23 protein-coding genes are annotated in these 21,421 nt (G+C 72.0%); 14 read left to right on the forward strand and 9 right to left on the reverse strand.

From position 1 onward, the window contains the following. Positions 1-13 precede the first annotated feature (13 nt). The 5 genes from M2163_RS17110 to M2163_RS17130 all read left to right on the forward strand — a co-directional run bounded on the left by M2163_RS17110 (position 14) and on the right by M2163_RS17130 (position 4,837). Complete coding sequence (locus M2163_RS17110) at positions 14-1,180, forward strand: acyltransferase (protein ID WP_348541380.1); 1,167 nt, start codon at positions 14-16, stop codon at positions 1,178-1,180. A gap of 241 nt (positions 1,181-1,421) precedes the next feature. After that, on the forward strand, positions 1,422-1,679 hold the full coding sequence (locus tag M2163_RS17115) for a hypothetical protein (RefSeq protein WP_280894362.1): 258 nt from the start codon (positions 1,422-1,424) through the stop codon (positions 1,677-1,679). A 91-nt stretch (positions 1,680-1,770) separates the two neighbouring features. Beyond that, positions 1,771-3,237 (forward strand): hypothetical protein, encoded by a 1,467-nt coding sequence (locus M2163_RS17120; RefSeq protein ID WP_280894363.1) that lies wholly within the window; start codon positions 1,771-1,773, stop codon positions 3,235-3,237. Positions 3,238-3,332: 95 nt separating this feature from the next. Continuing rightward, positions 3,333-4,250 (forward strand): zinc metalloprotease HtpX, encoded by a 918-nt coding sequence (gene htpX / locus M2163_RS17125; protein WP_280851915.1) that lies wholly within the window; start codon positions 3,333-3,335, stop codon positions 4,248-4,250. 2 nt (positions 4,251-4,252) lie between these two features. Then, positions 4,253-4,837 (forward strand): hypothetical protein, encoded by a 585-nt coding sequence (locus tag M2163_RS17130; protein ID WP_280894364.1) that lies wholly within the window; start codon positions 4,253-4,255, stop codon positions 4,835-4,837. 3 nt (positions 4,838-4,840) lie between these two features. On the opposite strand, the gene M2163_RS17135 is transcribed toward M2163_RS17130, so the two are convergent. Continuing rightward, entirely contained in the window at positions 4,841-5,140 is a 300-nt protein-coding gene (locus tag M2163_RS17135) for a hypothetical protein (protein WP_280894365.1), read from the reverse strand. A gap of 370 nt (positions 5,141-5,510) precedes the next feature. Continuing rightward, on the reverse strand, positions 5,511-6,851 hold the full coding sequence (locus M2163_RS17140; RefSeq protein ID WP_280851912.1) for a DUF2252 domain-containing protein: 1,341 nt from the start codon (positions 6,849-6,851) through the stop codon (positions 5,511-5,513). 215 nt (positions 6,852-7,066) lie between these two features. Between M2163_RS17140 and M2163_RS17145 the strand changes: the two genes are divergently transcribed. Continuing rightward, positions 7,067-8,260 carry a winged helix DNA-binding domain-containing protein gene (locus M2163_RS17145; protein WP_280894366.1) on the forward strand — a complete coding sequence of 398 codons (1,194 nt, stop codon included), beginning with the start codon at positions 7,067-7,069 and terminating at the stop codon, positions 8,258-8,260. A gap of 46 nt (positions 8,261-8,306) precedes the next feature. Here the strand turns inward: M2163_RS17145 and M2163_RS17150 are convergent, their stop codons facing one another. Next, positions 8,307-8,621 carry a hypothetical protein gene (locus tag M2163_RS17150; RefSeq protein ID WP_062024911.1) on the reverse strand — a complete coding sequence of 105 codons (315 nt, stop codon included), beginning with the start codon at positions 8,619-8,621 and terminating at the stop codon, positions 8,307-8,309. A 164-nt stretch (positions 8,622-8,785) separates the two neighbouring features. On the opposite strand from M2163_RS17150, the gene M2163_RS17155 reads away from it, so the two are divergent. Together M2163_RS17155 and M2163_RS17160 are read left to right on the forward strand one after the other, a co-directional pair. After that, on the forward strand, positions 8,786-9,148 hold the full coding sequence (locus M2163_RS17155; protein ID WP_280894367.1) for an arsenate reductase family protein: 363 nt from the start codon (positions 8,786-8,788) through the stop codon (positions 9,146-9,148). A 107-nt stretch (positions 9,149-9,255) separates the two neighbouring features. Then, positions 9,256-9,930: a hypothetical protein gene (locus tag M2163_RS17160; RefSeq protein WP_280851909.1), complete on the forward strand. Its 675-nt coding sequence runs from the start codon at positions 9,256-9,258 to the stop codon at positions 9,928-9,930. A gap of 243 nt (positions 9,931-10,173) precedes the next feature. On the opposite strand, the gene M2163_RS17165 is transcribed toward M2163_RS17160, so the two are convergent. The 4 genes from M2163_RS17165 to glnII form a co-directional block, all read right to left on the reverse strand. Next, entirely contained in the window at positions 10,174-11,181 is a 1,008-nt protein-coding gene (locus M2163_RS17165) for an NAD-dependent epimerase/dehydratase family protein (protein ID WP_280851908.1), read from the reverse strand. 60 nt (positions 11,182-11,241) lie between these two features. After that, a complete protein-coding gene (locus tag M2163_RS17170; protein ID WP_280851907.1) occupies positions 11,242-11,796 on the reverse strand; it encodes a winged helix-turn-helix domain-containing protein in 555 nt (184 codons plus the stop codon). 77 nt (positions 11,797-11,873) lie between these two features. After that, a complete protein-coding gene (locus tag M2163_RS17175) occupies positions 11,874-11,996 on the reverse strand; it encodes a hypothetical protein (protein WP_086724564.1) in 123 nt (40 codons plus the stop codon). 143 nt (positions 11,997-12,139) lie between these two features. Then, complete coding sequence (glnII, locus tag M2163_RS17180) at positions 12,140-13,177, reverse strand: glutamine synthetase (protein ID WP_280894368.1); 1,038 nt, start codon at positions 13,175-13,177, stop codon at positions 12,140-12,142. 313 nt (positions 13,178-13,490) lie between these two features. Between glnII and M2163_RS17185 the strand changes: the two genes are divergently transcribed. From M2163_RS17185 to M2163_RS17195, 3 genes are all read left to right on the forward strand, one after another. Then, entirely contained in the window at positions 13,491-14,762 is a 1,272-nt protein-coding gene (locus M2163_RS17185; protein ID WP_280851905.1) for a sensor histidine kinase, read from the forward strand. Continuing rightward, positions 14,753-15,406 (forward strand): response regulator transcription factor, encoded by a 654-nt coding sequence (locus tag M2163_RS17190; protein ID WP_280851904.1) that lies wholly within the window; start codon positions 14,753-14,755, stop codon positions 15,404-15,406. The genes M2163_RS17185 and M2163_RS17190 overlap by 10 nt, the downstream gene beginning before the upstream one ends. A gap of 183 nt (positions 15,407-15,589) precedes the next feature. After that, positions 15,590-17,194, forward strand: coding sequence for a DUF1996 domain-containing protein (locus M2163_RS17195; protein WP_280894369.1), 1,605 nt, complete (start codon positions 15,590-15,592; stop codon positions 17,192-17,194). Positions 17,195-17,253: 59 nt separating this feature from the next. Here the strand turns inward: M2163_RS17195 and M2163_RS17200 are convergent, their stop codons facing one another. Continuing rightward, entirely contained in the window at positions 17,254-17,688 is a 435-nt protein-coding gene (locus M2163_RS17200) for a hypothetical protein (RefSeq protein ID WP_280851903.1), read from the reverse strand. A gap of 129 nt (positions 17,689-17,817) precedes the next feature. Between M2163_RS17200 and M2163_RS17205 the strand changes: the two genes are divergently transcribed. The 3 genes from M2163_RS17205 to M2163_RS17215 all read left to right on the forward strand — a co-directional run bounded on the left by M2163_RS17205 (position 17,818) and on the right by M2163_RS17215 (position 21,060). Continuing rightward, the gene (locus M2163_RS17205) at positions 17,818-18,318 is read left to right on the forward strand and encodes a tetratricopeptide repeat protein (RefSeq protein ID WP_280894370.1); all 501 of its coding nucleotides are present in this window, start codon (positions 17,818-17,820) and stop codon (positions 18,316-18,318) included. A gap of 49 nt (positions 18,319-18,367) precedes the next feature. Next, positions 18,368-20,293 carry a hypothetical protein gene (locus M2163_RS17210; RefSeq protein ID WP_280894371.1) on the forward strand — a complete coding sequence of 642 codons (1,926 nt, stop codon included), beginning with the start codon at positions 18,368-18,370 and terminating at the stop codon, positions 20,291-20,293. A 77-nt stretch (positions 20,294-20,370) separates the two neighbouring features. After that, on the forward strand, positions 20,371-21,060 hold the full coding sequence (locus M2163_RS17215) for a TetR/AcrR family transcriptional regulator (protein ID WP_280851900.1): 690 nt from the start codon (positions 20,371-20,373) through the stop codon (positions 21,058-21,060). Here M2163_RS17215 and M2163_RS17220 read toward each other — a convergent pair. Next, positions 21,057-21,410: an isomerase gene (locus tag M2163_RS17220; protein ID WP_280894372.1), complete on the reverse strand. Its 354-nt coding sequence runs from the start codon at positions 21,408-21,410 to the stop codon at positions 21,057-21,059. The two genes, M2163_RS17215 and M2163_RS17220, sit on opposite strands and share 4 nt — an antisense overlap. Between the last annotated feature and the right edge of the window lie 11 nt (positions 21,411-21,421).

Below are 21,421 nucleotides of genomic sequence, written 5' to 3' on the forward strand. Positions count from 1 at the left end.
CTCTCCGGCAGAGGTGCGAGCACCCTCCGCGCCTTCGCAGTCGCTCACGGCTGCCGGGTCCGTTCGTCCCTCACGCCTGGGGTGGCTGGACGCACTGCGCGGCATCGCGGCGCTCGTCGTGGTCTTCGACCACTCCTCGTACTCCTTCATGGCCGAGTTCCGGCAGGAGCTGATGTGGGAGTTCAACACCAGCCGGTACGGCATCATGGTGTTCTTCCTGGTGAGCGGCTACATCATCCCCGCCTCGCTCGAACGTCGGGGAAGCATCCGGGGTTTCTGGATCGGGCGGATCTTCCGCATCTACCCGCTGTGGGCGACCGTGGTCGTGGCCCTCCTCGTGGCCCACCTGCTGGGCATCGCACAGATCCGTGACTTCGGCGGGGAGAGCGTCACCGCGGTCGCCGTCGCCCATGTCACGTTGTTCCAGGAATTGCTGGGCACGCCCAACCTCCTCCTCGTCCTGTGGACGCTCTCGTACGAGATGGCCTTCTACCTGCTGGTCGTCGCCCTGTTCTCGGTCCGCCGCCACCAGTGGTCGGCCACCTACGCCGTGGGCTTGGCGGCGCTCGGCGCCGTCAGCGTGGCGGCCGGGGTCGCGCTGCCCGTCTCCGCTCTGTCCGGGGCCGTGGGAGTCGCCCCGCTGGTGGCCGTGGCCGCGCTCACCATGGCCGCCGCCATCGGCTGCGCGAGCGCGGGATCACCCGCGGTCCGGGTGTGCGGAGCGGTACTGGGCGGTCTGCTGGCGCTGGTCCTGGTCATGTGCAACGGGACGGTCCCCGTGTGGGAGGGGCTCACGATCCTTGCCGTGATGTTCCTCGGTACCGCCGTCTACCGGGCCGAACGCGGTGAGAGCAGCTGGCGGAGCGCGGCCGGCGCCGCCGCCGTGGTGGTGGTCTGTGCCGTGGGAAGCGCGTATCAGTACGGCGGGGGCTCCCACTTCACCCGGCGCGGTTGGATCGTGGCGTTCCTGCTGGCCGTCGCCACGTTCGGCGTCGGGCTGGCGGTCCGGCACCGGCGGCTGCCGTGGTGGCTGATCGGACTGGGAACGATCAGCTACTCCGTGTACCTGGTGCACCCGGTGCTGCCGCGGTGTCCGACGGCACGCTCGGGCGCTGGGAGCGGGACAACCTCGTGCTGGAGATCGTGTTCTACGCCGTGCTGCTGCCCGTCAGCGTGCTGACCTACCGGTGTGTGGAGGCACCGGGGCAGGCGTGGGGACGGAGGCTGGCACGCCGCGTCCGGGCCCCACGGCTGGAAGTCGGTCACAAGGGAGCTGCGGCACAGGACGGCCCGCGCCGATGAACGCCGCCCCCGGCACGGCTGCGGTGCCGCCCCTCCCCTCCTTCGACGTGTGATCGACGCGTCGTCGTCGTATCGTTTCTGGCACGACTGTTCGAGGAGACGGGCTGGGGGCTGTGGGGATGTCCGAACAGGACGACACCGAGCGGGAGTTCGACATCAAGTGGGCCGACGGGGCGGTGCACAAGGAGCCCTCGGCGCGGGCCCGTATGCTCGCCGCCCGCTGGAAGGAGAACCCCCCGCGACCCCAGCCCTTCCGCGCCGACCCCGAGCCGAGGACACCCCGCCGCTCCTCCTGGCGCTCGACGGCGATCGTGCTCGGGAGCGTGGCGGTGATCATCGTGCTGCTCGGGTACGTGAACTTCCGGGCGTCTTACTAGCTCCGGCCCCTAAGGGTCGAGCAGCTAAATCGCGGGGCCCTTCCCCTGGTTGCACCTAAGATCTCCGGACACATCGAGGCCGGGAGCGGGCATGGGCGGGGACAGCGGGAACGGGGCAGCGGCGGCGGTGCGCCTCGCTGAAGGGGCAGCGCTGCGGGAGGTGATGGACACGGCCGACCCGGCCGCCTGGACCGCGCTGGACGCCGGGGTACGGGAGGCGGCCTGGAGTACGGACGGATACCAGTGGCTGCCGGCTTGGGAGGCCGAGGCCGGACGGGCACTGGCGGAGGCCCTCACCGGCGACTCCGGGGCCCGGCCGCTCACCGAGGGGTGGCTCGCGCTGGGTCTGTGCCACCGGCAGGGCAGGATCCGGGCGGCGGCGCTGGAGCAGGCCGCCGCGCGTCCCGAGCTGCTCCCGCTGATGGTCGTGCGGTGCTCCGACTGGGCACCGCCGGTGCGTGAGCGTGCCCGGCGGCTGCTGGTGGAGCGGCTCGACGCCGAGTCCGCGGTACGGCTGATGACACTGATCCTCCGCGTCGGGCGCCGGGGCCGGGGGGACTTCGTCACCGATCTGGCCACCCGCCTGCTGCTCGCCGCGCCCCGGGAGACATTCGCGCCGCTGTACACCGACCCCGACCGGACCACCCGGCGGTACGCCTACCGCCTGGCCGTCGAGGAGGGGTACCTGTCCCCAGCCGAACTCGCCCGCGCCGCCGCCCGGGAGACCGACACGGTCATCCAGTCCCTGTGCGCGGACGCGGCCCTCGCGGGGCTCGCGCAGCTGGACGCGGACGGGCAGGCCGGCCCCGCCCGCGACGGCGTACTCGCACCGCTGCTCGGTGCCCGCGGGGCGCAGCCCCGGGCCGCTGGGGTCACCGCGTTGCGGCGGGCCGGGCGGAGTGCGGAGGCGGAAGGCTTTCTCGGCGACCGGGCCGGGGTGGTGCGGGCCTGTGCCCGGTATGTCCTGCGGCAGGCTGGAGGCGATCCGCACGCCTGGTACCGGGAGCGTTGCGGGAGGGGTGATCTCGCGCTGCCGGCCGGGGCGGTGAGCGGGCTCGCGGAGTGCGGGGTACGGGCCGATGCCGGACTGTTGTGGGCGCTCACCTCGCATGCGGTGGCGGCGGTGCGGGCCCGGGCCGTGGGCGGGCTGCGGGCGCTGGACGCGACGGACGTGGCGCGGATGCGGGAGCTGCTCGACGACCCCGCGCCCGGTGTCGTACGTGAGGCGGCCCTCGCGCTGCTGCCGTCCGCCCGGATGCTGGACGAGCGGTGGCTGATGCGGCGGCTGGCCGCGGAGCAGCCCCGACAGGTTCGGGTCTCGGCGTTCCGGCTGCTCAACGCGCATGAAGGGCTCGTACGGCTGCGGGCGGCGGTCGCGCTGCTCGACGAGCCGGACGACCGGCTGCGGTACTGGGCCCGGCAGTCCGTGGAGCGTTGGCGTCCCACGGCCGATGTGCCGCGAGGGTCCGCGGAGGTCGGGGAGCTGCTGGAACGGGCACGCCTCTTCCCCACGTCCACGCTGAAACGGCTCAAGTGGGAGGCCGGGATCAAGGCCTGAGTTTTGCTGGTCCTAGGGCCGATCGGGGCCGCCTCATGGGTGGGGGCGGGTGCACACTGAAGGTGGGGCGAGTGCCTGACTGCGGGGTGGTGGAGATGCGGAGTCGTTTCCGGAGCGACCGGCGCCTGACCGTGCGGATGACGGTCACGATGTTCCTGCTCGGGCTGCTGTACGTGGCGTTCGTCGTCGCGTTGATCGTGGTGCTGAAGTCCTGGGTGCTGGTGGTGGGGCTGCTCGCCGTGATGTTCGTGGCGCAGTTCTGGTTCTCCGACAAGATCGCGATGTTCGCGATGCGCGGGCGGGTCGTGGGGCCCGAGGAGTATCCCGAACTGCATGCCGTGGTCGACCGGTTGTGCGCCCTCGCGGACATGCCCAAGCCCGTGGTCGCGGTCTCCACGATGGGCATGCCGAACGCGTTCGCCACCGGCCGCAACCCGGACAACGCCGTGGTGTGCGTGACGACCGGGCTGCTCGACCGGCTGGAGCCCGCCGAGCTGGAGGGCGTGCTGGCGCACGAGTTGTCGCACGTGGCGCACAAGGACGTCGCCGTGATCACCATCGCGTCCTTCCTCGGGGTGATCGCCGGGCTGATCGTGCGGTTCGCGTTCTACAGCCAGCTGTTCGGCGGGCGGAAGGACCAGAACACCGTCGTGGTCTTCGCCGCCGTGATGGGTGTCTCGGCGGCCGTGTACGCGCTCAGCTTCGTGCTGATCAGGGCACTGTCCCGGTACCGTGAGCTGGCGGCGGACCGGGCCGCGGCCCTCCTCACCGGCCGGCCCTCGGCCCTGGCCTCCGCGCTCACCAAGGTCTCCGGGGAGATCGCCCGCATCCCCACCAAGGACCTGCGCGCCGCCCAGGCCTTCAACGCCTTCTACTTCACCCCCGCCACCGGCAAGGAGCCCGGCATCGAGCGGTTCTTCTCCACCCACCCGTCCCTGGACCAGCGGCTGGAGCAACTGGGGCGGATCTCCACGGAGTTGGGTGAGCCCGCGGAGCCCGGGAAGGCGGGCTGAGGATGGGGCTGCTGGACATCCTGCTCGGGCGCACGAAGCCCGTCGCGCCCGATCTCGACCAGCTCTTCGCGCTGCCGTCGGCGGCCGTCACCCTGGAGGCGGCCGTCTCCTTCACGCCGACCGGCCGCGGTGCGGTGTGCTTGGCCACGGTCGAGGGCGCGGCCTTCGAGCAGACGCACCGGGAGGTCCAGGCCCTGCTGGACGCGGACGCCGACCGGGACGGCCCGCCCGTGGAACTCGTCAGGGACGGCTTCGGCTACTCCTGGCTGGTCTCCGAGCGGGTCCCGGAGCAGCTGCCGCAACTGGTCAACGACCTGCACGCGGTGAACAGTTCGATGGAGGTCAACGGCTTCGGGCCGCAACTGCTGTGCTCGCTCGCCGGGTTCCGGGACCCCGAGGGCCGTTCCCTCGCGCTGGTGTACCTCTACAAGCGCGGCACCTTCTACCCCTTCGCTCCGCTGCCCGGCGCGGAACAGCGGCGCGACAACGCGCTGGAACTGCGGGTGAAGGCCGCGCTCACGAACGACCTGCGGATCGAGCAGGACCTGAACCGCTGGTTCCCCCTGTGGGGCGCCCCCGGTCTCTGAGCCCTAGCCCTTTCTCTCCCGCGCCTGCCGACGGGACTCCAGAGGACGCTCGCGGCGGTAACGGCGGTCCCACTTGGCCTGCTTGTCCCGGCGGTCGCGGTAGGCCCGGTAGCTGCCGGGCACGGCACCCGAACCACCGCCGGACGAACCGCCCGACGAACCGCCCGAGGAGGACGCCGAGGCACCGCCCCGGCCGTACTGCATGTACACGAAGAGCAGGGCTACGGCGAGAAGCCACCAGGTGTGGTTCCCGAACCCCAGGATCACCAGGACGACGGTCCCGGAAAGGACAATGGTGCCCATGACGGGCCTCCGTGTGCGTGGGTGTGGTGTAGAAGACTAGCCCCGGACAGGCGTGCTGATGCCAGCCCTGCGCGCGGCTTTTCGCCCCGCCTGTGGTTCACGGACGCCCGGGCATTTGACGCAGGGATACGCCGGTGAGCGCCTGTGCTGCGGGTGCGGCGGCGGTCTCTCGGAGCGGGCGGGTCACGGGTTGCGGATGGGTGGTGTGGTCGACCGGACGGAGACTCCGGCAGCGGTACGAGGCGCACGGCGGACGCCGGCTCGTGGTACGAACCCGGGAGGACCGGGCTGACGTCGCAGGTGCTGAGCGGGTGACTGGAGTCGTAGGCAGAGGAGTTGACGGAGCGGGGCGGGTGAGAGGCGCCCGGGTTCACTCGCCCGGCGCCGCCGTGATCACGCCCGCGGCGATCGCGGCGCACAGGGCCGTGTGGTCGGACGTGGTCCGGGCGGCGTAGGCGAGGGCGAAGTCGGCGACCGCCCGGTCGAAGGTGTCCGCGCCGCCCAGGTACGCGGCGATGGCGATCCGGTCGCCGGAGCGGGCGTGGGCGCGGGCCAGCGTGGTGCCGCACAGGCGGGCGTAGGCCCTGAGGTCCGCCGGGGACATGCCGGCGACGTCCACGGCCCCCTTCGTGTCCCGCAGCCGGCGCCAGTAGTAGGCCCTCCCCTGCGGCCCGCTCATCCAGCCCAGGAAGATGTCGCTCTCCGCCTGGAGCAGCCGCTGGCCCACGACCACACGGCGGCCGGGATGGACGTACGGGCCGTGCGGCAGGTGCTCCTCCAGTACGGCCGTCCGCGCCTCCTTGATCTGCAGGAACAGCAGGTCGTCGGCGTCCCGCCCGGCCAGCAGCACGATGAAGCAGCGCAGGCCGACACTGCCGACGCCGACGACCTTGCGGGCCGCGTCGACGAAGCGGTAGCGGTCCAGGAGCAGTCGGCGTTCTTCGGAGAGCGTGGAGCGGTAGTCGCTGAAGATCTTGCGCAGACCGGCCGTGTCGGGGTTGCCGGCCGGTTGGAGGAGCGGCGGGTCGTGGATGATGCGGCGGCGCCCGTCGACGACCTCCGTGAGCTTGCCGAGCGCCTGGAGGCTGGTGCGGCGGCGGGCCCGGCTGAGGCTGGACTCCACGCGCCGGCGGTGGCCGGACGAGTGGACGAGGGGCAGCAGGCTGTCGGCGTCGACGCCCGCGTACCAGACCTCCAGCTCGCCCATGCCCGCCAGCCGGCGCATGGCCGTGCGGTACGCGGTGACCGCCTCCCCCGCGGCCCGGTGGGCCTTGGGCTCGCTGTGCCCGTTCTCGCGGGCGGCCACGGCGACGCTCGCGGCGAGCCGTTTGACGTCCCACTCGAAGGGGCCGGGGAAGGTCTCGTCGAAGTCGTCGAGGCCGAAGAGCAGGGAGCCCTCCGGGGAGGCGTAGAGACCGAAGTTGAGCAGGTGGGCGTCGCCGCAGAGCTGCACGGTGAGGCCGGTGTGGGGCTGGGCGGCGAGATCGGCGGCCATCACCGCGGCCGCGCCGCGCAGGAAGGCGAGGGGGGAGGCCGACATCCTGCCGTACCGGATCGGCAGCAGCTCCGTGAGACGGTCGCGGCCCTGTCGTTCCAGTACGGCGACGGGGTCGGGGCGGTCGGCGGAGGGGATCCAGCCGCCGTGGGCGGAGCGGGCGACGCGGCTGCGGGCCGCGCGTCCGCGGTCCTGTGGAGTGCCGGCGGTGTTCATGAGCGGTGTCTCTGCGTCACGCCCGCCTCCTGGTCGCCGGTGCCCTTCACCTCCTCTTCGCAGTGAAGGGCCGCAGGGGCAGGGCGCGCATGCCGGGTACGGCGATCGGGTGACATGCACGGCGACGACACATCGCCGCCCGCGGTGGAGCCGGGCATCGAGGCAGTCCCGCGTCCCTGTGGGGCGTTGTCAGTGGCCTGCGTCAAGATGGGCCCATGGGTGCTGGGGAGCGGTACATCGGGGTGGATGAGCGGCGGGCTCGGCTGGCGCTGCGGCAGCAGCTGGCGGTCGGGGCGCGGGTGGGCAGTCCCGAGGAGGTGGCCGGCGCACTGGTCGCGCTGCACGGGTCCGACCCCGCGACCGTGTATCTGGCCGTCGGCGCGCGGCTCACGGATCCCACCGGGACCGTCGCCGAGACCGAGCGGGCGTTGTACGAGGACCGCTCCCTGGTGCGGATGCACGGGATGCGGCACACGGTGTTCGCGTTCCCGGCCGAGCTCACCGCGGTCGTGCACGCCTCGACCGGCCTCACGGTGGCCGCACGCGAACGGGCCTCGCTCATCAAGGACATGGCGAGGGCCGGCGCCCCGGACGCGACCTGGCTGAAGGAGGTCGAGGAGTCGGCACTGGCCGCGCTCGCCCGGCGCGGGCAGGCCACGGCGACGGAGCTCGCCGAGGACGAGCCGCGGCTGCGGGAGCAGTTCGCGTACGCGGCCGGGAAGAGCTACGAGGGCGTCCACACCGTCTCGAGTCGTCTGCTGAGGGTGCTCGGGGTGGAGGGCAAGGTGGTCCGGGGCCGGCCGCTCGGCACCTGGATGTCCTCGCAGTTCCGCTGGGCGGTGGCGCCGCCGCATCCCGAGCTGGATGTGGCCGAGGCGCAGGCGGAGTTGCTGCGGCGCTGGCTCGCGGTGTGCGGGCCGGCCACGGAGGCGGACCTGAAGTGGTGGACGGGCTGGAAGGTGACCGACGTGCGCCGCGCGCTGACGGCGATCCGGGCGGTCGCGGTGTCCGTCGACGAGGGCCGGGCCCATGTGGTCGAGGGCGACGAAGCCCCGGTCGCGGAGGCCGTGGAGCCGTGGGCCGCGCTGCTTCCCGGGCTCGATCCGACGGCGATGGGCTGGCAGCAGCGGGACTGGTATCTGGCGCCCGCCCTCAGGCCCGCCCTGTTCGACCGCAGCGGCAACGTGGGGCCGACGGTGTGGTGGAACGGCCGGGTGGTGGGCGGTTGGGGGCAGCGGCCGGACGGGGAGATCGTCTGGCGGCTGCTGGACACCGAGGGTGTGGGGCGCGAGGCGGAGGCGGCCATCGCGGCGGAGGCCGCCCGGTTGCGGGGCTGGGTGGGTGCGACCCGGGTGCGGCCGCGGTTCCGGACACCGCTGGAGAAGGAACTGGCCGAACCGGCGGGCTGACCGGACACCGGGCGCCCCTCGTGCGAGGGGCGCCCGGCGCCGCGGTCTACCGCGAGTACCGCATCAGCGCCCGCACCATGTGGCACGTGGTGTCCGACGGCGGGTGGACGCCGATCGTCTCCGCCGTGTCCCGGATCGTCTCGTTGCGGGCCTGGTTCGGCATGTAGACGCCGGAGTCGAGCAGGGCGATCGCGAGCCGCATCGCCTTGAGGCGGCGGTTGTGGGTGACATACCACTCGCGGGGACGGCCCGGCGGCAACGGGCGCTTCTCCACGGGGGCGTACGGCAGGTCGAGCAGCACGGGGTGTTTCGCGGTGGACTGGGTCGGCAACGGCTTCGGCTTCAGTGCGGCAGCGGGCACAGGCATCCTCCTGTCGCGGTAAGGACGGTCACCGGGGACCCGGCGACGCCCTCGAACACTGGTTTTATTCTACCGCCCGCCACTGACAAAAGCCCCTGGCCACAAGGGCTTTCGGGGGTGCTGGGACGCAGGTGGAAGACGGGTTTTCGCGTACCGTGAGTGCCATGGAGATCTGGATCAACCCGGCCTGTTCGAAGTGCCGCAGTGCGATCGGCCTGCTCGACGCGGAGGGTGCCGAGTACACCGTCCGCCGTTATCTGGAGGACGTTCCGAGCGAGGACGAGATCCGCGAGGTGCTGGACCGGCTCGGCCTCGAACCGTGGGACATCACCCGCACCCAGGAGGCCGACGCCAAAGAGCTCGGCCTCAAGGAGTGGGCGCGGGACGACAGTTCGCGTGAGCGCTGGATCGCCGCGCTCGCCGCCCGCCCCAAGCTCATCCAGCGGCCCATCATCACCGCGGACGACGGCTCGGCGCTGGTCGCCCGCACCGACGACGCCGTGCAGGACGCCCTGTCCAGGAAATAGCCAGGTGTGACGCAGGTTACGTCACTTGACTCCCGTGACCGCTGAGCAAGTTCGTTCGGTATCTCGTACATAGCGGCGTACGCTCCCCTACCTCTCAGGAGGCGCGGATGTCGCGCAGGAGAACGCTCGGTACGAAGAAGAAGGTCGCGCTGCTGGTGAGCGCGGCGGCGGTGGCGGGAGGCGGGGCCTTCGCGATGGCCGGCACCTCGAACGCCTCGCAGAGCCCGCAGACGGCGGCGGAGTCGACGGTCTGCCAGGGCCTCGCCACCGCGCTCGGCAACAACCAGCGGTTCATCGAGGGCCAACGGGCCGCACCCGACGCGCAGTCGGCGGCCAGGATCGCCAACCGGGAAGCGGTGATCGCGCAGATCAAGGTGCAGCAGGAGGCGTCCGGTTGCGTGGTCGGGGAGTCGGCTCAGGGCTCCCAGGCCGCCACCGGGCAGGCCTCACCGGCCGCTCCCCCGTCCGCGCCCGCCGCGTCCCCGTCGGCGCCCGCCGCGTCCCAGGCCCCGCCCGCGGGGAACGCCGCCTCCGGACAGCAGGTGTGCAACGGCTCGACCGTCACGCTGTCCGGCGAGGGCGGCGCGCCCGCCGCGTCCAGCAACCAGTTCCCGCTCGGCACGAAGCTGAAGGTCACCAACCTGGACAACAACAAGTCCACGACAGTGGAGGTCACTTCGGTCTCCGGCAGCTGTGCCCTGCTCAACAACGCGGCCTTCGAACAGGTACGGGAGCCCGGCAAGTTCCTCATCCGCCGGGCCGTGATCGAGAAGGTGGGGTGAGGCCGTTCGGAACATCGACTCGTACGTGTCACAGGTCCTGCTGCCCGCGGCCACGGGCGGCAGGACCGGCCGATACGCCGCCTTGAACCCGGCGCGGGGGCCGGGTCCAGGAGGAACAGGCGGCGCATCCGGCGGGGGGCGGGACGGCGACCGTAGGGGGGCCACGGTCGGCGTCGAGGCCCCGGCGGGAACGGGCGGGGCAGCCACCGGGGTGGCCGCCCCGCCCGGCTGAACTCCCGTCGCTCAGCCGTGCGTTCCGGCCGCCAGGGCCTTCGCCTCCGTCTCCGGGTCGATGCCCACCACCGGCCGGTCCGGGCGTTGCGGTGCCTTCCCGCCGATGTCCCGCAGCCAGTTCCAGGTGTCGGCCACCGTCGCGGTGACCGGACGGGAGCGCAGGCCCGCGTCGGCGGCCCGGGAGGTGTCGGCGCCGTGCAGGGTGCTGTGCAGGTCGGTGCCCGGCGGCACCCACACCGGCAGACCGGTCCAGGGGGCGATGCCCGCCCCGAGGACGACGTCCGGGTCGGTCCAGCGCAGTTCGGCGTGCGAGCCGGTCACGGCCACGCAGGCGTCGAGGAGTTCGCCCGTCGTGGTGTGGCCCGGTGCGCCGGCCAGGTTGTAGGGGCCGTGGCGCCCCGCCGCGGAAGCCTCCAGGACCCACCGGGCCAGATCGCGGACGTCGACGTACTGGAGGGGCAGGTCCCGTGGGCCGGGCGCGAGGACCGGGCCGCCGCGGGCGACACGACCCAGCCACCACGGCAGGCGGCCGATGTTCTCGTACGGACCGAGGATCAGCCCCGCCCGGGCCAGGAGGGAGCGTTCGGTGCCGAACGCGTCCAGGACGGCCAGTTCACCGCCTCGCTTGTCCCGGGCGTAGTCCGTCCGGCCGGCGTCGGCCGAGGCGCCCTCGACCACGGGCGCGTCCTCGGTGTACCCGGCCGGCTGCGGCCAGGCGTACACCGAGCAGCTCGACACGTACGCGTACCGGTCGGCCCGGTCCCGCAGCAGCCGTGCCGTGTCCCGGACCGCTCGGGGCGCGGCCGACCAGGTGTCGACCACCAGGTCCCACGGGCCGCCCGCGGCCAGCGCCGTGAGCCCGTCGGGCGCGGTGCGGTCGCCGTGCAGCGACCGCACCCCGGCCACCGGCGCGTGCCGTCCCCGGTGGAAGACGGTCACATCCCAGCCGTGGGCCAGGGCCGCCTCGGCGACGGCCCGGCCGACGAACTGCGTACCACCCAGCAGGAGAAGTCTCATGCCGGTGACTGTGCCCGCCCGGGCGCCGCCGGGGAAGGCGGATCTGCCGAGGGCAGACGGTCAGTCGGCGGTCGGCGGCGTGTACTTGTAGCCGACCCGCCGCACGGTCTGGATCGCACCCCGGAACTCCGCGCCCAGCTTGCGGCGCAGCCGGGCGATGTGCACGTCGACGGTACGGCCGTCGCCGACATGGCCGTAGCCCCAGACCGTGGTGACCAGCTGGTCGCGGGTGTGCACCCGGTGGGGGTGCTGGACCAGATGGGCGAGGAGCTCGAACTCCAGGTAGGTGAGGTCGAGTTGCCTGCCGCTCACTTCGGCGGTGCGCTGCACGGTGTCGATCCGCACGAGGGCGTCGCCGGCGTCCGCGGCCTTCGGTTCCGGTGCGAAGGGCGGGTGCTGGTCGGCCGGGACGAGCACCAGGTAGCCGATCATCGGGGGCTGGCCCGGCAGGGTGGGCAGGGTGTGCTGGGGTGCGGGCAGCCAGGTGGCGCCCGGGGGGAGGAACTCCGCCACGTGCGGGACCTCGTCCGGGCCGACGGCTCGCAGGCGGTGGCGTGCGCCGTTCTCGGACGGGGCGGGCAGGGTGGCGGTGGAGAGGGAACGAGTGGTCGCCATGAGGTCAGCTCTTTCGCGCGAGAGGGGCGTCGGGAGACGTACGTCTGCGCGCTGGCCGAAGGCCGGGGTGTACGGCTTTAGAGGGCCGGCGCGTTCGTCGCGCGGCAACACACCCGGTCGAAGTCGTGGTGCTGACGGGAGGGCCAGAAGGGCTCGAGGTCATGGCGACCCGTCGCGGTGATCTTCTGGTAGCTGGCCATGAGCCCATTGAAGCAGACACCGGGCCGCGGCAGCAGTCTCCTCTCACCGGTCGGACGCTTCCGTGGCGTGAAATCGGTGTGACACAGCGCCGAGGGGCGTCCACCGTGGCCGGTGGACGCCCCTCGGGGAGCAGTGCGGGGGATCAGACCTGGCCGGCCTTCTCCAGCGCGGAGCAGCAGGTGTCGACGAGCAGCCGCGTCACCACGTACGGGTCGACGTTGGCGTTGGGGCGGCGGTCCTCGATGTAGCCCTTGCCGTCCTTCTCGACCTGCCACGGGATGCGGACCGAGGCGCCGCGGTTGGAGACGCCGTAGGAGTACTCGTTCCACGGGGCGGTCTCGTGCAGGCCGGTCAGGCGGTCGTCGATGCCGGCGCCGTAGTTCTTGACGTGGTCGAGCGGCTTGGAGCCCTCGCCCAGCGACTCGGCGGCGGTGATGATCGCGTCGTAGTTCTCGCGCATCGCCTTGGTGGAGAAGTTGGTGTGCGCGCCCGCGCCGTTCCAGTCGCCCTTCACCGGCTTCGGGTCCAGGGTCGCGGCGATGCCGAAGTCCTCGGCGGTGCGGTAGAGCAGCCAGCGGGCCACCCACAGGTGGTCGGAGACCTCCAGCGGGGAGACCGGGCCGACCTGGAACTCCCACTGGCCGGGCATGACCTCGGCGTTGATGCCGGAGATCGCGAGGCCCGCCTTCAGGCAGTTCTCCAGGTGCGCCTCGACGACGTCACGGCCGAAGATCTCGTCCGCGCCGACACCGCAGTAGTAGCCGCCCTGCGGGGCCGGGAAGCCGCCCTTGGGGAAGCCGAGCGGGTAGCCGTCCTTGAAGAACGTGTACTCCTGCTCGATGCCGAAGATCGGCTCCTGGGCGGCGAACTTCTCCGCGACCTCGGTCAGCGCGGCACGGGTGTTGGACTCGTGCGGCGTCATGTCGATGTTGAGGACCTCGCACAGGACGAGGATGTCGTCGCCGCCGCGGATCGGGTCGGGGCAGGAGAAGACCGGCTTGAGGACACGGTCCGAGGAGTGGCCCTCGGCCTGGTTCGTGGAGGACCCGTCGAAGCCCCAGATCGGAAGCTCCGCACCCTTGGCACCCTTTTCTGAGTCTGCCAGGATCTTCGTCTTGGAACGGAGCTTGGCCGTCGGCTGGGTGCCGTCGATCCAGATGTACTCAGCCTTGAAGGTCACGGGCCACTTCCTTCGGGGATGTGTCTACGCACTGCGGGTGCTGCGGCGCTGCGGCACTGAAACGCCGCCTCCTGGTGCCCGCGAGCCTGTCAACAGGCGATTTCCCGGTCATTGCTCGAATGTGAACCCCGTGTTACCTGGTGATGCTGTGGCGCGATTCACTGTGTGAGCGCGACGGGCGGGGTGAAAGTCGACAGGGAGACACGGCGTCCGTGCGGCGCGCGCCTCGTATGCAAAGGGTGTATCCGGCACCACCCCCGGCCGGCCGGTCAGGCCCCGTGACCCCCGGCGCCCCCTCGACCAGACTGACGGCATGAGCATCGGGACGCGCAGCGGCAGTATCGGTACGAGGGCACGGGCCGTCGGGCTCGCGGCCGTGCGGGGGTTCGGGCTGGCGCTGGTGACGCTGCCGGGGGCGGTGGTCGGCTTCGTCCTCGCCGTGGTGTCCCTCGCGCTGGTGCCGATCGGGATCGGGCTGGTCACGACCCCGTGGGTACTGACCGGGGTACGCGCCTTCGCGGACTGGCGGCGAGTGCTCGCGGCCCGGTGGGGCGGGGTACGGATCCCGTCGGCGTACCGGCCGGTGCCGCGCGGCGCCAACCCCTGGACGCGCACCTTCGGGATGCTGCGCGATCCGGCGACCTGGCGGGATCTGCGGTGGCTGCCGGTGGACATGACGGCGGGGTTCGTGACCGCCCTGCTGCCGGCGGTGCTCGTCCTGTACCCGCTGGAGGGGCTCGCGATCGCGGCCGGTCTGTGGCGCCCGCTCGCCTCGTCGGGCGGCTACTGGTACGGATTCGTGCGCGTCGCCGACCAGAGCTCCGCGCTCGCCGCCGGCGCCCTGGCCGTCGCCCTGCTGGCCCTCGCCCCGCTCGCGCCCCGTCTGCTGACCCTCCACTTCCGGCTCACCCGGACCGTACTCGGCGCCGGCCAGGGCGAGTTGGCCGAGCGCGTCCGCGTCCTCACCGAGAGCCGGCGGGACGCGGTGGACACCTCCGCGGCCGAACTGCGCCGTATCGAGCGGGACCTGCACGACGGGGCGCAGGCCCGTCTGGTCGCCATGGGCATGGATCTGGGCACCGTCGAGATGCTCCTCGACAAGGACCCCGAGCAGGCCAGACGGCTCCTCGCGCAGGCCCGCCAGTCCTCCATGGACGCGCTCACCGAACTGCGCGACCTGGTGCGCGGCATCCACCCGCCGGTGCTCGCCGAGCGCGGACTGGGCGACGCGGTGCGGGCGTTGGCGCTGCGGATGCCGGTCCCGACGGAGGTGAGCGTGGACCTGCCGGGCCGTGCGGACGCCCCGGTGGAGTCCGCCGCCTACTTCGCCGTCAGCGAGGCGCTCACCAACGCGGTCAAGCACTCGGGCGCCGACCGGATCTGGATCGACCTGCACCACGTGAAGGAAGGGACGGGGACGCTGCGGATCAGCGTCACCGACAACGGCCGGGGCGGCGCGGTGATCGGGGCCGGTTCGGGGCTGGCCGGGGTGGAGCGGCGGCTGGGTACATTCGACGGCGTCCTGGCCGTCAGCTCACCCGTGGGCGGCCCCACCATGGTGACCATGGAGATCCCTTGCGCGTAGTCCTCGCCGAAGACCTCTTCCTCCTGCGCGACGGTCTCGTACGGCTGCTGGAGGCCCACGGCTTCGAGATCGCCGCGGCCGTCGAGAGCGGGCCCGAACTGACCCGGGCGCTGGCCGAGCTGGAACCGGACGTCGCCGTGGTCGACGTACGGCTGCCGCCGACGCACACCGACGAGGGGCTCCAGTGCGCGCTGCACGCCCGGCGGGACAGACCCGGGCTGCCGGTGCTGGTGCTCTCGCAGCACGTGGAGCAGTTGTACGCGCGCGAGCTGCTCGCCGACGGCAGTGGCGGGGTGGGGTATCTGCTCAAGGACCGGGTGTTCGACGCCGAGCAGTTCGTGGACGCCGTGCGGCGCGTCGCGGCGGGCGGTACGGCGATGGACCCGCAGGTGATCCAGCAGCTGCTGGCCCGGCGGGCGGCCGACGACCAGCCGCTCGCCCGGATCACGCCCCGGGAGCGGGAGGTGCTCGAACTGATGGCGCAGGGGCGGTCGAACGCGGCGATCGCCGCCAAGCTCGTCGTCACGGAACGGGCGATCGCCAAGCACACCGCCAACATCTTCGCCAAACTGGGCCTTGAGGTGTCGGACGACGACAATCGCCGCGTTCTGGCGGTGCTCGCGTTCCTGGACCGGGGCCGGTGAGCGGACCCTTATTTTCTGTAACTCCCGCTGCTCAGCGGGCTGTTGCTGCCCAAGGTCACGGCAAACCTCTGATTTGTTTGTGGGACGGCTGAACACCCGTGGGGCGCCATGCGTATGGAATGGCGCCGCTTCACTCCTGTCGGGCGCCTCGATAGCCCCGAAAAAGGAAGTCAGAGGAGTTCCATGGGACGCAATACACGTAAACGCCGCTCGTCGATGGCCACGAAGGCCATAGCCGCGTCGGCGGCCCTAGCGCTCGGCGGGGGCGGGCTTATCTGGGCGAACTTCTACGCTTCGGCGCACGAGTCCAACAACAACGGCTGGTCGCAGAACCAGACCAAGGCCGCCGCGGCGCAGGTGGCCACCATCTCGTGCCCCGACGTCGGTCAGAAGCTGACGAACGTGCCTCAGAACGCGCGTCAGGGGGTGGCCACGGAACTGGCCAACCTCGACAAGCAGATCACCGAGGCCTACGCCCGGCTCGCCTCGACGCGACAGGCCCAGGCGAACGACTCCGGCTTCGTCCAGAACGCCATCGTCGGTCCCCTGAAGGAGAAGCGGGCGGCCACGATCGACCGGATCCGCATCGACATCCAGCGGGTCGGGGGCCAGTTCAACACCTCGCTCAGCCAGCTGGCCGCCTGCACGACGCAGACCGCGCAGACGAACGCCGGTCAGGCCGGTGGCCAGCAGCAGGGCGGCCAGCAGCAAGGTGGTCAACAGCAGGGCGGCCAGCAGCAGAACGGCGGTCAGCAGCAGGGCGGTCAGCAGCAGGGCGGTCAGCAGCAGGGCGGCCAGCAGCAGGGCGGCCAGCAGAACGGCGGCCAGCAGCAGGGCAACGGCGGACAGGGCGGCAACGGCCCGGTCGCGGCCGACTTCGTGGACATCACCAAGGTCCAGGGCAACGCCCAGCTCGGCGTGGGCCAGAACGGCCTGAAGGCCAACGGCAACTCGGGCTCGCGGGGCACCTTCACCACCAAGTGCGGCACCAACGGGAACGACAACCACAACACGGACAACGTGATCGTGGCCCCGGGTGTCGCCAACGGCGCCCACCATCTGCACGACTACGTCGGCAACCAGAACAACGACGCCTTCGCCAGCGACCAGGAGCTGGCGGGAGCCTCGACCACCTGCCAGAACCAGGGCGACAAGTCCTCGTACTTCTGGCCGGTGCTGCGTCTGCAGAACGGTCAGCAGGACTTCGACCAGAACAACGACGGCGGCGGCAAGGAGGGCAACGTCGGCAAGATCCTCCAGCCGGCCCAGGCCCAGCTGAAGTTCGTCGGCAACAAGAAGGGCAACGTCGTCGCGATGCCGACCGCCCTGCGCATCATCACCGGTGACGCGAAGGCCTTCGTCAACGGCAACGCCAACGCCAACGTGAACTGGTCCTGCACCGGCTTCGAGAACAAGGTGCAGCTGCACGACAAGTACCCGATCTGCCCGCAGGGCAGCCAGGTGGTGCGCACGACCAACTTCCAGAGCTGCTGGGACGGTCAGAACATCGACAGCGCCAACCACCGCACCCACGTGTCCTTCGTCCAGGCGGACGGCACCTGCGCCAACGGCTTCAAGGCGATCCCCCAGCTCCAGGTCCGGCTCGTCTACAACGTCCCGGCCCCGAAGCTGCAGAACGGCACGGTCGTCAACCCCTACGCGGTGGACACCTTCCCGGAGAACCTGCACAAGCCGATCACCGACCACAACGACTTCATCAACTTCTTCTCCCAGAACACGATGAACAAGATGGTCAACTGCATCAACACCGGCAAGCGCTGCCAGTGACGCACTGAGAAAGCCGGCGGTGAGCAATGCTCACCGCCGGCTTTCGTGTGTCCGCGTCCTCAGTGGGCCGAGTGCGTGGCACCCATCTTCGAGTGGTCCGTGCCCTCCTCGATGTCCCCGCCCAGCGTCTTGCGCAGCACGGTCACCGTCTGGGTGGTGTCACCGACGGCGACCCACTTGCGGCCGACCAGGAAGTGACCGCCGTAGTCCTTGGCGCCGTTGATCCACTCGCGCTGGCCGCGGTCGGTGGCGAAGGTGGCGAGGATGAACTTGCCGTCGGCGTCCTTGGCCTTCTTGCACACGGCCTGACGCAGTTCGTCGGCGTCGATCTGGATGTCGGGCGTGCACTTCACCTCGGCCGCCAGGTGCTCCAGGCTGCCGGTGGCCGCCGGCGGCACCGCGGCGGCCTTCGCGTCACCGCCGGATCCGCAGCCCGCCAGCGCCAGCACCGCGGCCGCGCCGGTCAGCGCGAGCATCGGTCGGGTCAACCTCATCTGTTCCTCCGGTCACGGGGTCACGTCGGACGGGCCCCGGCGGGGGTCCGTCTCCCCCCATACGGCTGCGGGGCCCGGGACGCTCAAATCCTCGTGTCATCACGGGTACGGCTGTGCGAAAGTGTGCCGGTGAACGATGACTGGGAGAAGCGGGTCGACGCCGCCTGGGCGACCTTCGACGAATATCCCGAGGAGCGGGCGGCCGAGTTCCGCGCCGTGATCGACGCGCTCGTGGCCGAGCTGCCGGACGACAGCCCGGACGGCCCCTTCGAGCGGGCCTGCGCCTGGGACTCGACCGGGCACTCCGACAAGGCGGTCCCGCTGTACCGGGAGGCGCTCGCGAAGGGGCTGCACGGGTACAAGGGGCGGCGCGCCAAGATCCAACTGTCGAGCTCCCTGCGGAACATCGGGCAGGCGGAGGAGGGCGTCAAACTGCTCACGCCCGAACTGGACGGCCCGTCCGACGAGTTGGACGACGCGGTACGCGCCACGCTCGCGCTGTGCCTGTCCAGCCTCGGCCGGGACCGCGAGGGGCTCTCCCTGGTCCTGGGCGCGCTCGCCCCCCATCTGCCGCGCTACCAGCGGTCGATGGCCAACTACGCGCGCGCCCTGGTCGAACCGGAGGCCTGATTCGTCCGGGCGGCGGTGACCAACCAACGATTCGCTCGTTCTGCTGAACGTGCAGTCACAGGATGTCGCCCCGCGCCCCGCACCCGGTTCCGGCTCCGCCGCCGACCCCGTCGTCGATGTCGAGCAGGCCGAGGCCGCGCTCGTCGAGCACTACCCCCGGCTGGTCCGGATCGCCTATCTGGTGCTGCCGCCGGGCCTCGGCCGGGGCCGACGGGTGCTGACCGCGCACGCCCTCACCCAGCGTGCCCTGCCGCGGGGCCGGACGGCGACGCCCGTGATCCCGGCCCAGTCGGCCGGCCGCGAGGGCGACCCGGGCTACGCCTTCGTCCGTCTCCAGGTGGTGCGTACGGCGCTGGAGGCCGGCCTGCCGCTCAGGCGCCGGGCATGGCCCAGGCGCTCCCAACTCCCGCCGCTGCTCCCCCAGGTGTGGGGCCTGAGGCTCTTCCCGCGCTCCGGTGGGGCCGACGAACTCGCCCTGGACCAGCGCCTGTCGGCCATGTCGGGACCGGCCCGCGCCGCCTGTGTCCTGCGCGGCCTGGAGAAGCTGCCCGACGGCGACGTACGGGAGCTGCTGACGGCGGCGGGCGTGACCGACGTGGACGCGGCGCTCGAGGAGGCCGCCGGGACCGAGGACCGGTACGCCCTCCTCGACTCCCCCGAGTTCGACCCCTGTTCGCTCCAGGCCCGGCCCACCGACCTGATGCGGCGCAGGCAGCACATGAAGGCCGCGCTCGCCGCCGCGGCGGCCGTCGCGGTGTGCGGGGCGCTGCTCGGCATGCCGGGCGACGGCTGGGGCCCCGACGGCGCCGCCGCGCCCCCGTACGCGCAGAACCCCGCCGCCCAGGCCGCCCTGAACCCGGCCCTGCTGCTCAAGGTCCCGGCCGCCGCGTGGGAGTCGTCGGCGCGCACCGACTTCTCGGTGTGGCCCGCGCGCGGCGACCTCACCGGCGACAACGCCCTGCTGCGCCGCGCCCTCGCCGTCTGGGCCCGCCCCGGCGAGAGCGTCCAGGTCTCCGCGACCCCCGGCACCCCCTCGGGCGGCCCCTCCGGCCCGCCGCAGCTCCTGTACGCCGGAACCGTCGACAACGCGCGCGTGGTGCTCCTCCACGACGGTCTGCGCATTGTCCGCTACGCCGAGCCGCGGGACGGCACCCAGGGCGCCGCCCTCGACTTCGCCCGGGTCGACAGCGCGGACCGGGCCGGGTCGAGCGCGGTCGTGCTCGGCCGCGCAGACGGCAACATCCGCTATCTGACGGCCCCCTGGGTGACGAAGGCCGCCGAGCGCGACCTGCTGAAGCCGGGCGCCGGCGCCATGGACCTCACGCTGACCAAGGGCGCCACGGCACCGATGGCGGGCCCCGCGCAGAGCGGCGCCTGCACCTCCTGGAACGTGCTCCAGCTGACGGACGCGACCGGTACCCGGCTGCTGACCGACCTCGGCGAACTGGTTCCGGCCCGCCTCACCACCGGCCGTCCCGGGTCCGTGAAGGACGCGTCCGGAGCGGAGGCGCTGCGCGCCTGGGCGCCGTACGCCTGCTCGCTCGGCGCGATGCGCTCCTCGGGCGTGCGCGAGGTGAACGCCTGGGCCTACGCCTCGCAGCCGCTGCCCGACGCGAGCGGCTCGGCGGACTGGGTGTGCACCCGGGCCGAGACCTGGCAGGGCGGCGGGGAGCGGGTGCTGGCCCAGTTCCACGCGCCGGGTTCGACGTACGGGGCGGTCGCGGCGAAGGCGGAGAACGTACCGGCGTGCGGGGCGAAGGATCCGCAGGTCCTTGCCGGGGTGCTGTGGAAGTCGGGGACCGGCTCCTGGTACCTGCTGGCGGCGGGGAGCCGGGGCACCTCCTCGATCAGTGCGACGGGCGGGGTGACGGGTTCCGCGCAGGGCCGTCTGCTGGCCGTGCGGACGCGGCAGGGGGCCCAGGCCGAGCTGAAGGGAGTCCTGGAGGACGGGCGGACGGTCGGCGGGCTCCGGTAGCTGCCGACGCCTCACAGGTGAACCTCGTCGACCGAACCGGTCCGTTCCAGGCCGGATTCGATCGGTAAGGTGTTCGTATGACAACCGGGGTCCGTCGAAGAATGGGCGTCGAGGAACGGCGTCAGCAGTTGATCGGCGTCGCCCTCGAACTGTTCGCCCGCCGCTCGCCCGACGAGGTGTCCATCGACGAGATAGCGTCGGCGGCCGGTATCTCGCGCCCGCTCGTCTACCACTACTTCCCCGGCAAACTCAGCCTGTACGAGGCCGCGTTGAGGCGGGCCGCCCAGGATCTGGCGAGCCGGTTCGAGGAACCGCACGAGGGGCCGCTGGGCGGTCGGCTGCTGCGGGTGATGCGGCGGTTCTTCGACTTCGTGGACGAACACGGGCCCGGCTTCTCGGCGTTGATGCGCGGCGGCCCGGCGGTCGGCTCGTCGGCGACGAACGCGCTCATCGACTCCGTACGGCAGGTCGCCTACGAGCAGATCCTGGCGCACCTGCGGGTGACGGAGCCGCCCGCGCGACTGGAACTGCTCATCCGCTCCTGGATCTCGCTCGTCGAGTCGACGGCCCTGATCTGGCTGGACGGCCGCCGCATCCCGCGCGCCGAGCTGGAGGTCCAGCTCGTGCACGACTTCGCCGCCCTGGCCGCGGTCGCCGCCGCCTACGACGAGGAGATGACCGCGCTGCTGCGCCGCATGCTCAAGGACGAACCGCACGACGGCCCGTTCACCGACCTGGCGGCCCGGCTGATCACCCTGGCCTCCTAGAGCACGGCCTTGGTGTACGAGGGGTCCAGGTCGCGCACCTCGGCGGAGAGGTGCACGGTGAGGCCGTCCGCGGGGCCCACGTGCTTGCGCAGCAGTTCCACGACGGCCCCGGCGAGCTTCGCCTTGGTCTCCTCGGACCGTCCGGCGAGCAGGGCGAGCGTGACGTTCACGATCGCGTGGTTCTCCTTCTCGCCGCCCACCGCCTCGTCCTCGCCGCGCAGCACCCGGGTCTTGCACGCCTCAAGCTTCGCGTCCGCCGTCTCGACGACGAGCTGGTGCAGTGCCAGGGCGAACTCCTCCCAGTCGACGTGGTCGAGATACGGGGAGCGTTCGACGGTGATCTGCGGCATGGGTACTCCTG

This window comes from Streptomyces sp. SAI-135 (genome assembly GCF_029893805.1).
Lineage (GTDB): Bacteria > Actinomycetota > Actinomycetes > Streptomycetales > Streptomycetaceae > Streptomyces.

Excerpts from the sequence above, each read along its gene's own strand:
- M2163_RS17115 (WP_280894362.1), top strand. The coding sequence starts at position 1,422 with ATGTCCGAACAGGACGACACCGAGCGGGAGTTCGACATCAAGTGGGCC.
- M2163_RS17120 (WP_280894363.1), top strand. The coding sequence starts at position 1,771 with ATGGGCGGGGACAGCGGGAACGGGGCAGCGGCGGCGGTGCGCCTCGCT.
- htpX (WP_280851915.1), top strand. The coding sequence starts at position 3,333 with ATGCGGAGTCGTTTCCGGAGCGACCGGCGCCTGACCGTGCGGATGACG.
- M2163_RS17130 (WP_280894364.1), top strand. The coding sequence starts at position 4,253 with ATGGGGCTGCTGGACATCCTGCTCGGGCGCACGAAGCCCGTCGCGCCC.
- M2163_RS17135 (WP_280894365.1), bottom strand. The coding sequence starts at position 5,140 with ATGGGCACCATTGTCCTTTCCGGGACCGTCGTCCTGGTGATCCTGGGG.
- M2163_RS17140 (WP_280851912.1), bottom strand. The coding sequence starts at position 6,851 with ATGAACACCGCCGGCACTCCACAGGACCGCGGACGCGCGGCCCGCAGC.
- M2163_RS17145 (WP_280894366.1), top strand. The coding sequence starts at position 7,067 with ATGGGTGCTGGGGAGCGGTACATCGGGGTGGATGAGCGGCGGGCTCGG.
- M2163_RS17155 (WP_280894367.1), top strand. The coding sequence starts at position 8,786 with ATGGAGATCTGGATCAACCCGGCCTGTTCGAAGTGCCGCAGTGCGATC.
- M2163_RS17160 (WP_280851909.1), top strand. The coding sequence starts at position 9,256 with ATGTCGCGCAGGAGAACGCTCGGTACGAAGAAGAAGGTCGCGCTGCTG.
- M2163_RS17165 (WP_280851908.1), bottom strand. The coding sequence starts at position 11,181 with ATGAGACTTCTCCTGCTGGGTGGTACGCAGTTCGTCGGCCGGGCCGTC.
- M2163_RS17170 (WP_280851907.1), bottom strand. The coding sequence starts at position 11,796 with ATGGCGACCACTCGTTCCCTCTCCACCGCCACCCTGCCCGCCCCGTCC.
- M2163_RS17175 (WP_086724564.1), bottom strand. The coding sequence starts at position 11,996 with ATGGCCAGCTACCAGAAGATCACCGCGACGGGTCGCCATGACCTCGAG.
- M2163_RS17185 (WP_280851905.1), top strand. The coding sequence starts at position 13,491 with ATGAGCATCGGGACGCGCAGCGGCAGTATCGGTACGAGGGCACGGGCC.
- M2163_RS17195 (WP_280894369.1), top strand. The coding sequence starts at position 15,590 with ATGGGACGCAATACACGTAAACGCCGCTCGTCGATGGCCACGAAGGCC.
- M2163_RS17200 (WP_280851903.1), bottom strand. The coding sequence starts at position 17,688 with ATGAGGTTGACCCGACCGATGCTCGCGCTGACCGGCGCGGCCGCGGTG.
- M2163_RS17215 (WP_280851900.1), top strand. The coding sequence starts at position 20,371 with ATGACAACCGGGGTCCGTCGAAGAATGGGCGTCGAGGAACGGCGTCAG.
- M2163_RS17220 (WP_280894372.1), bottom strand. The coding sequence starts at position 21,410 with ATGCCGCAGATCACCGTCGAACGCTCCCCGTATCTCGACCACGTCGAC.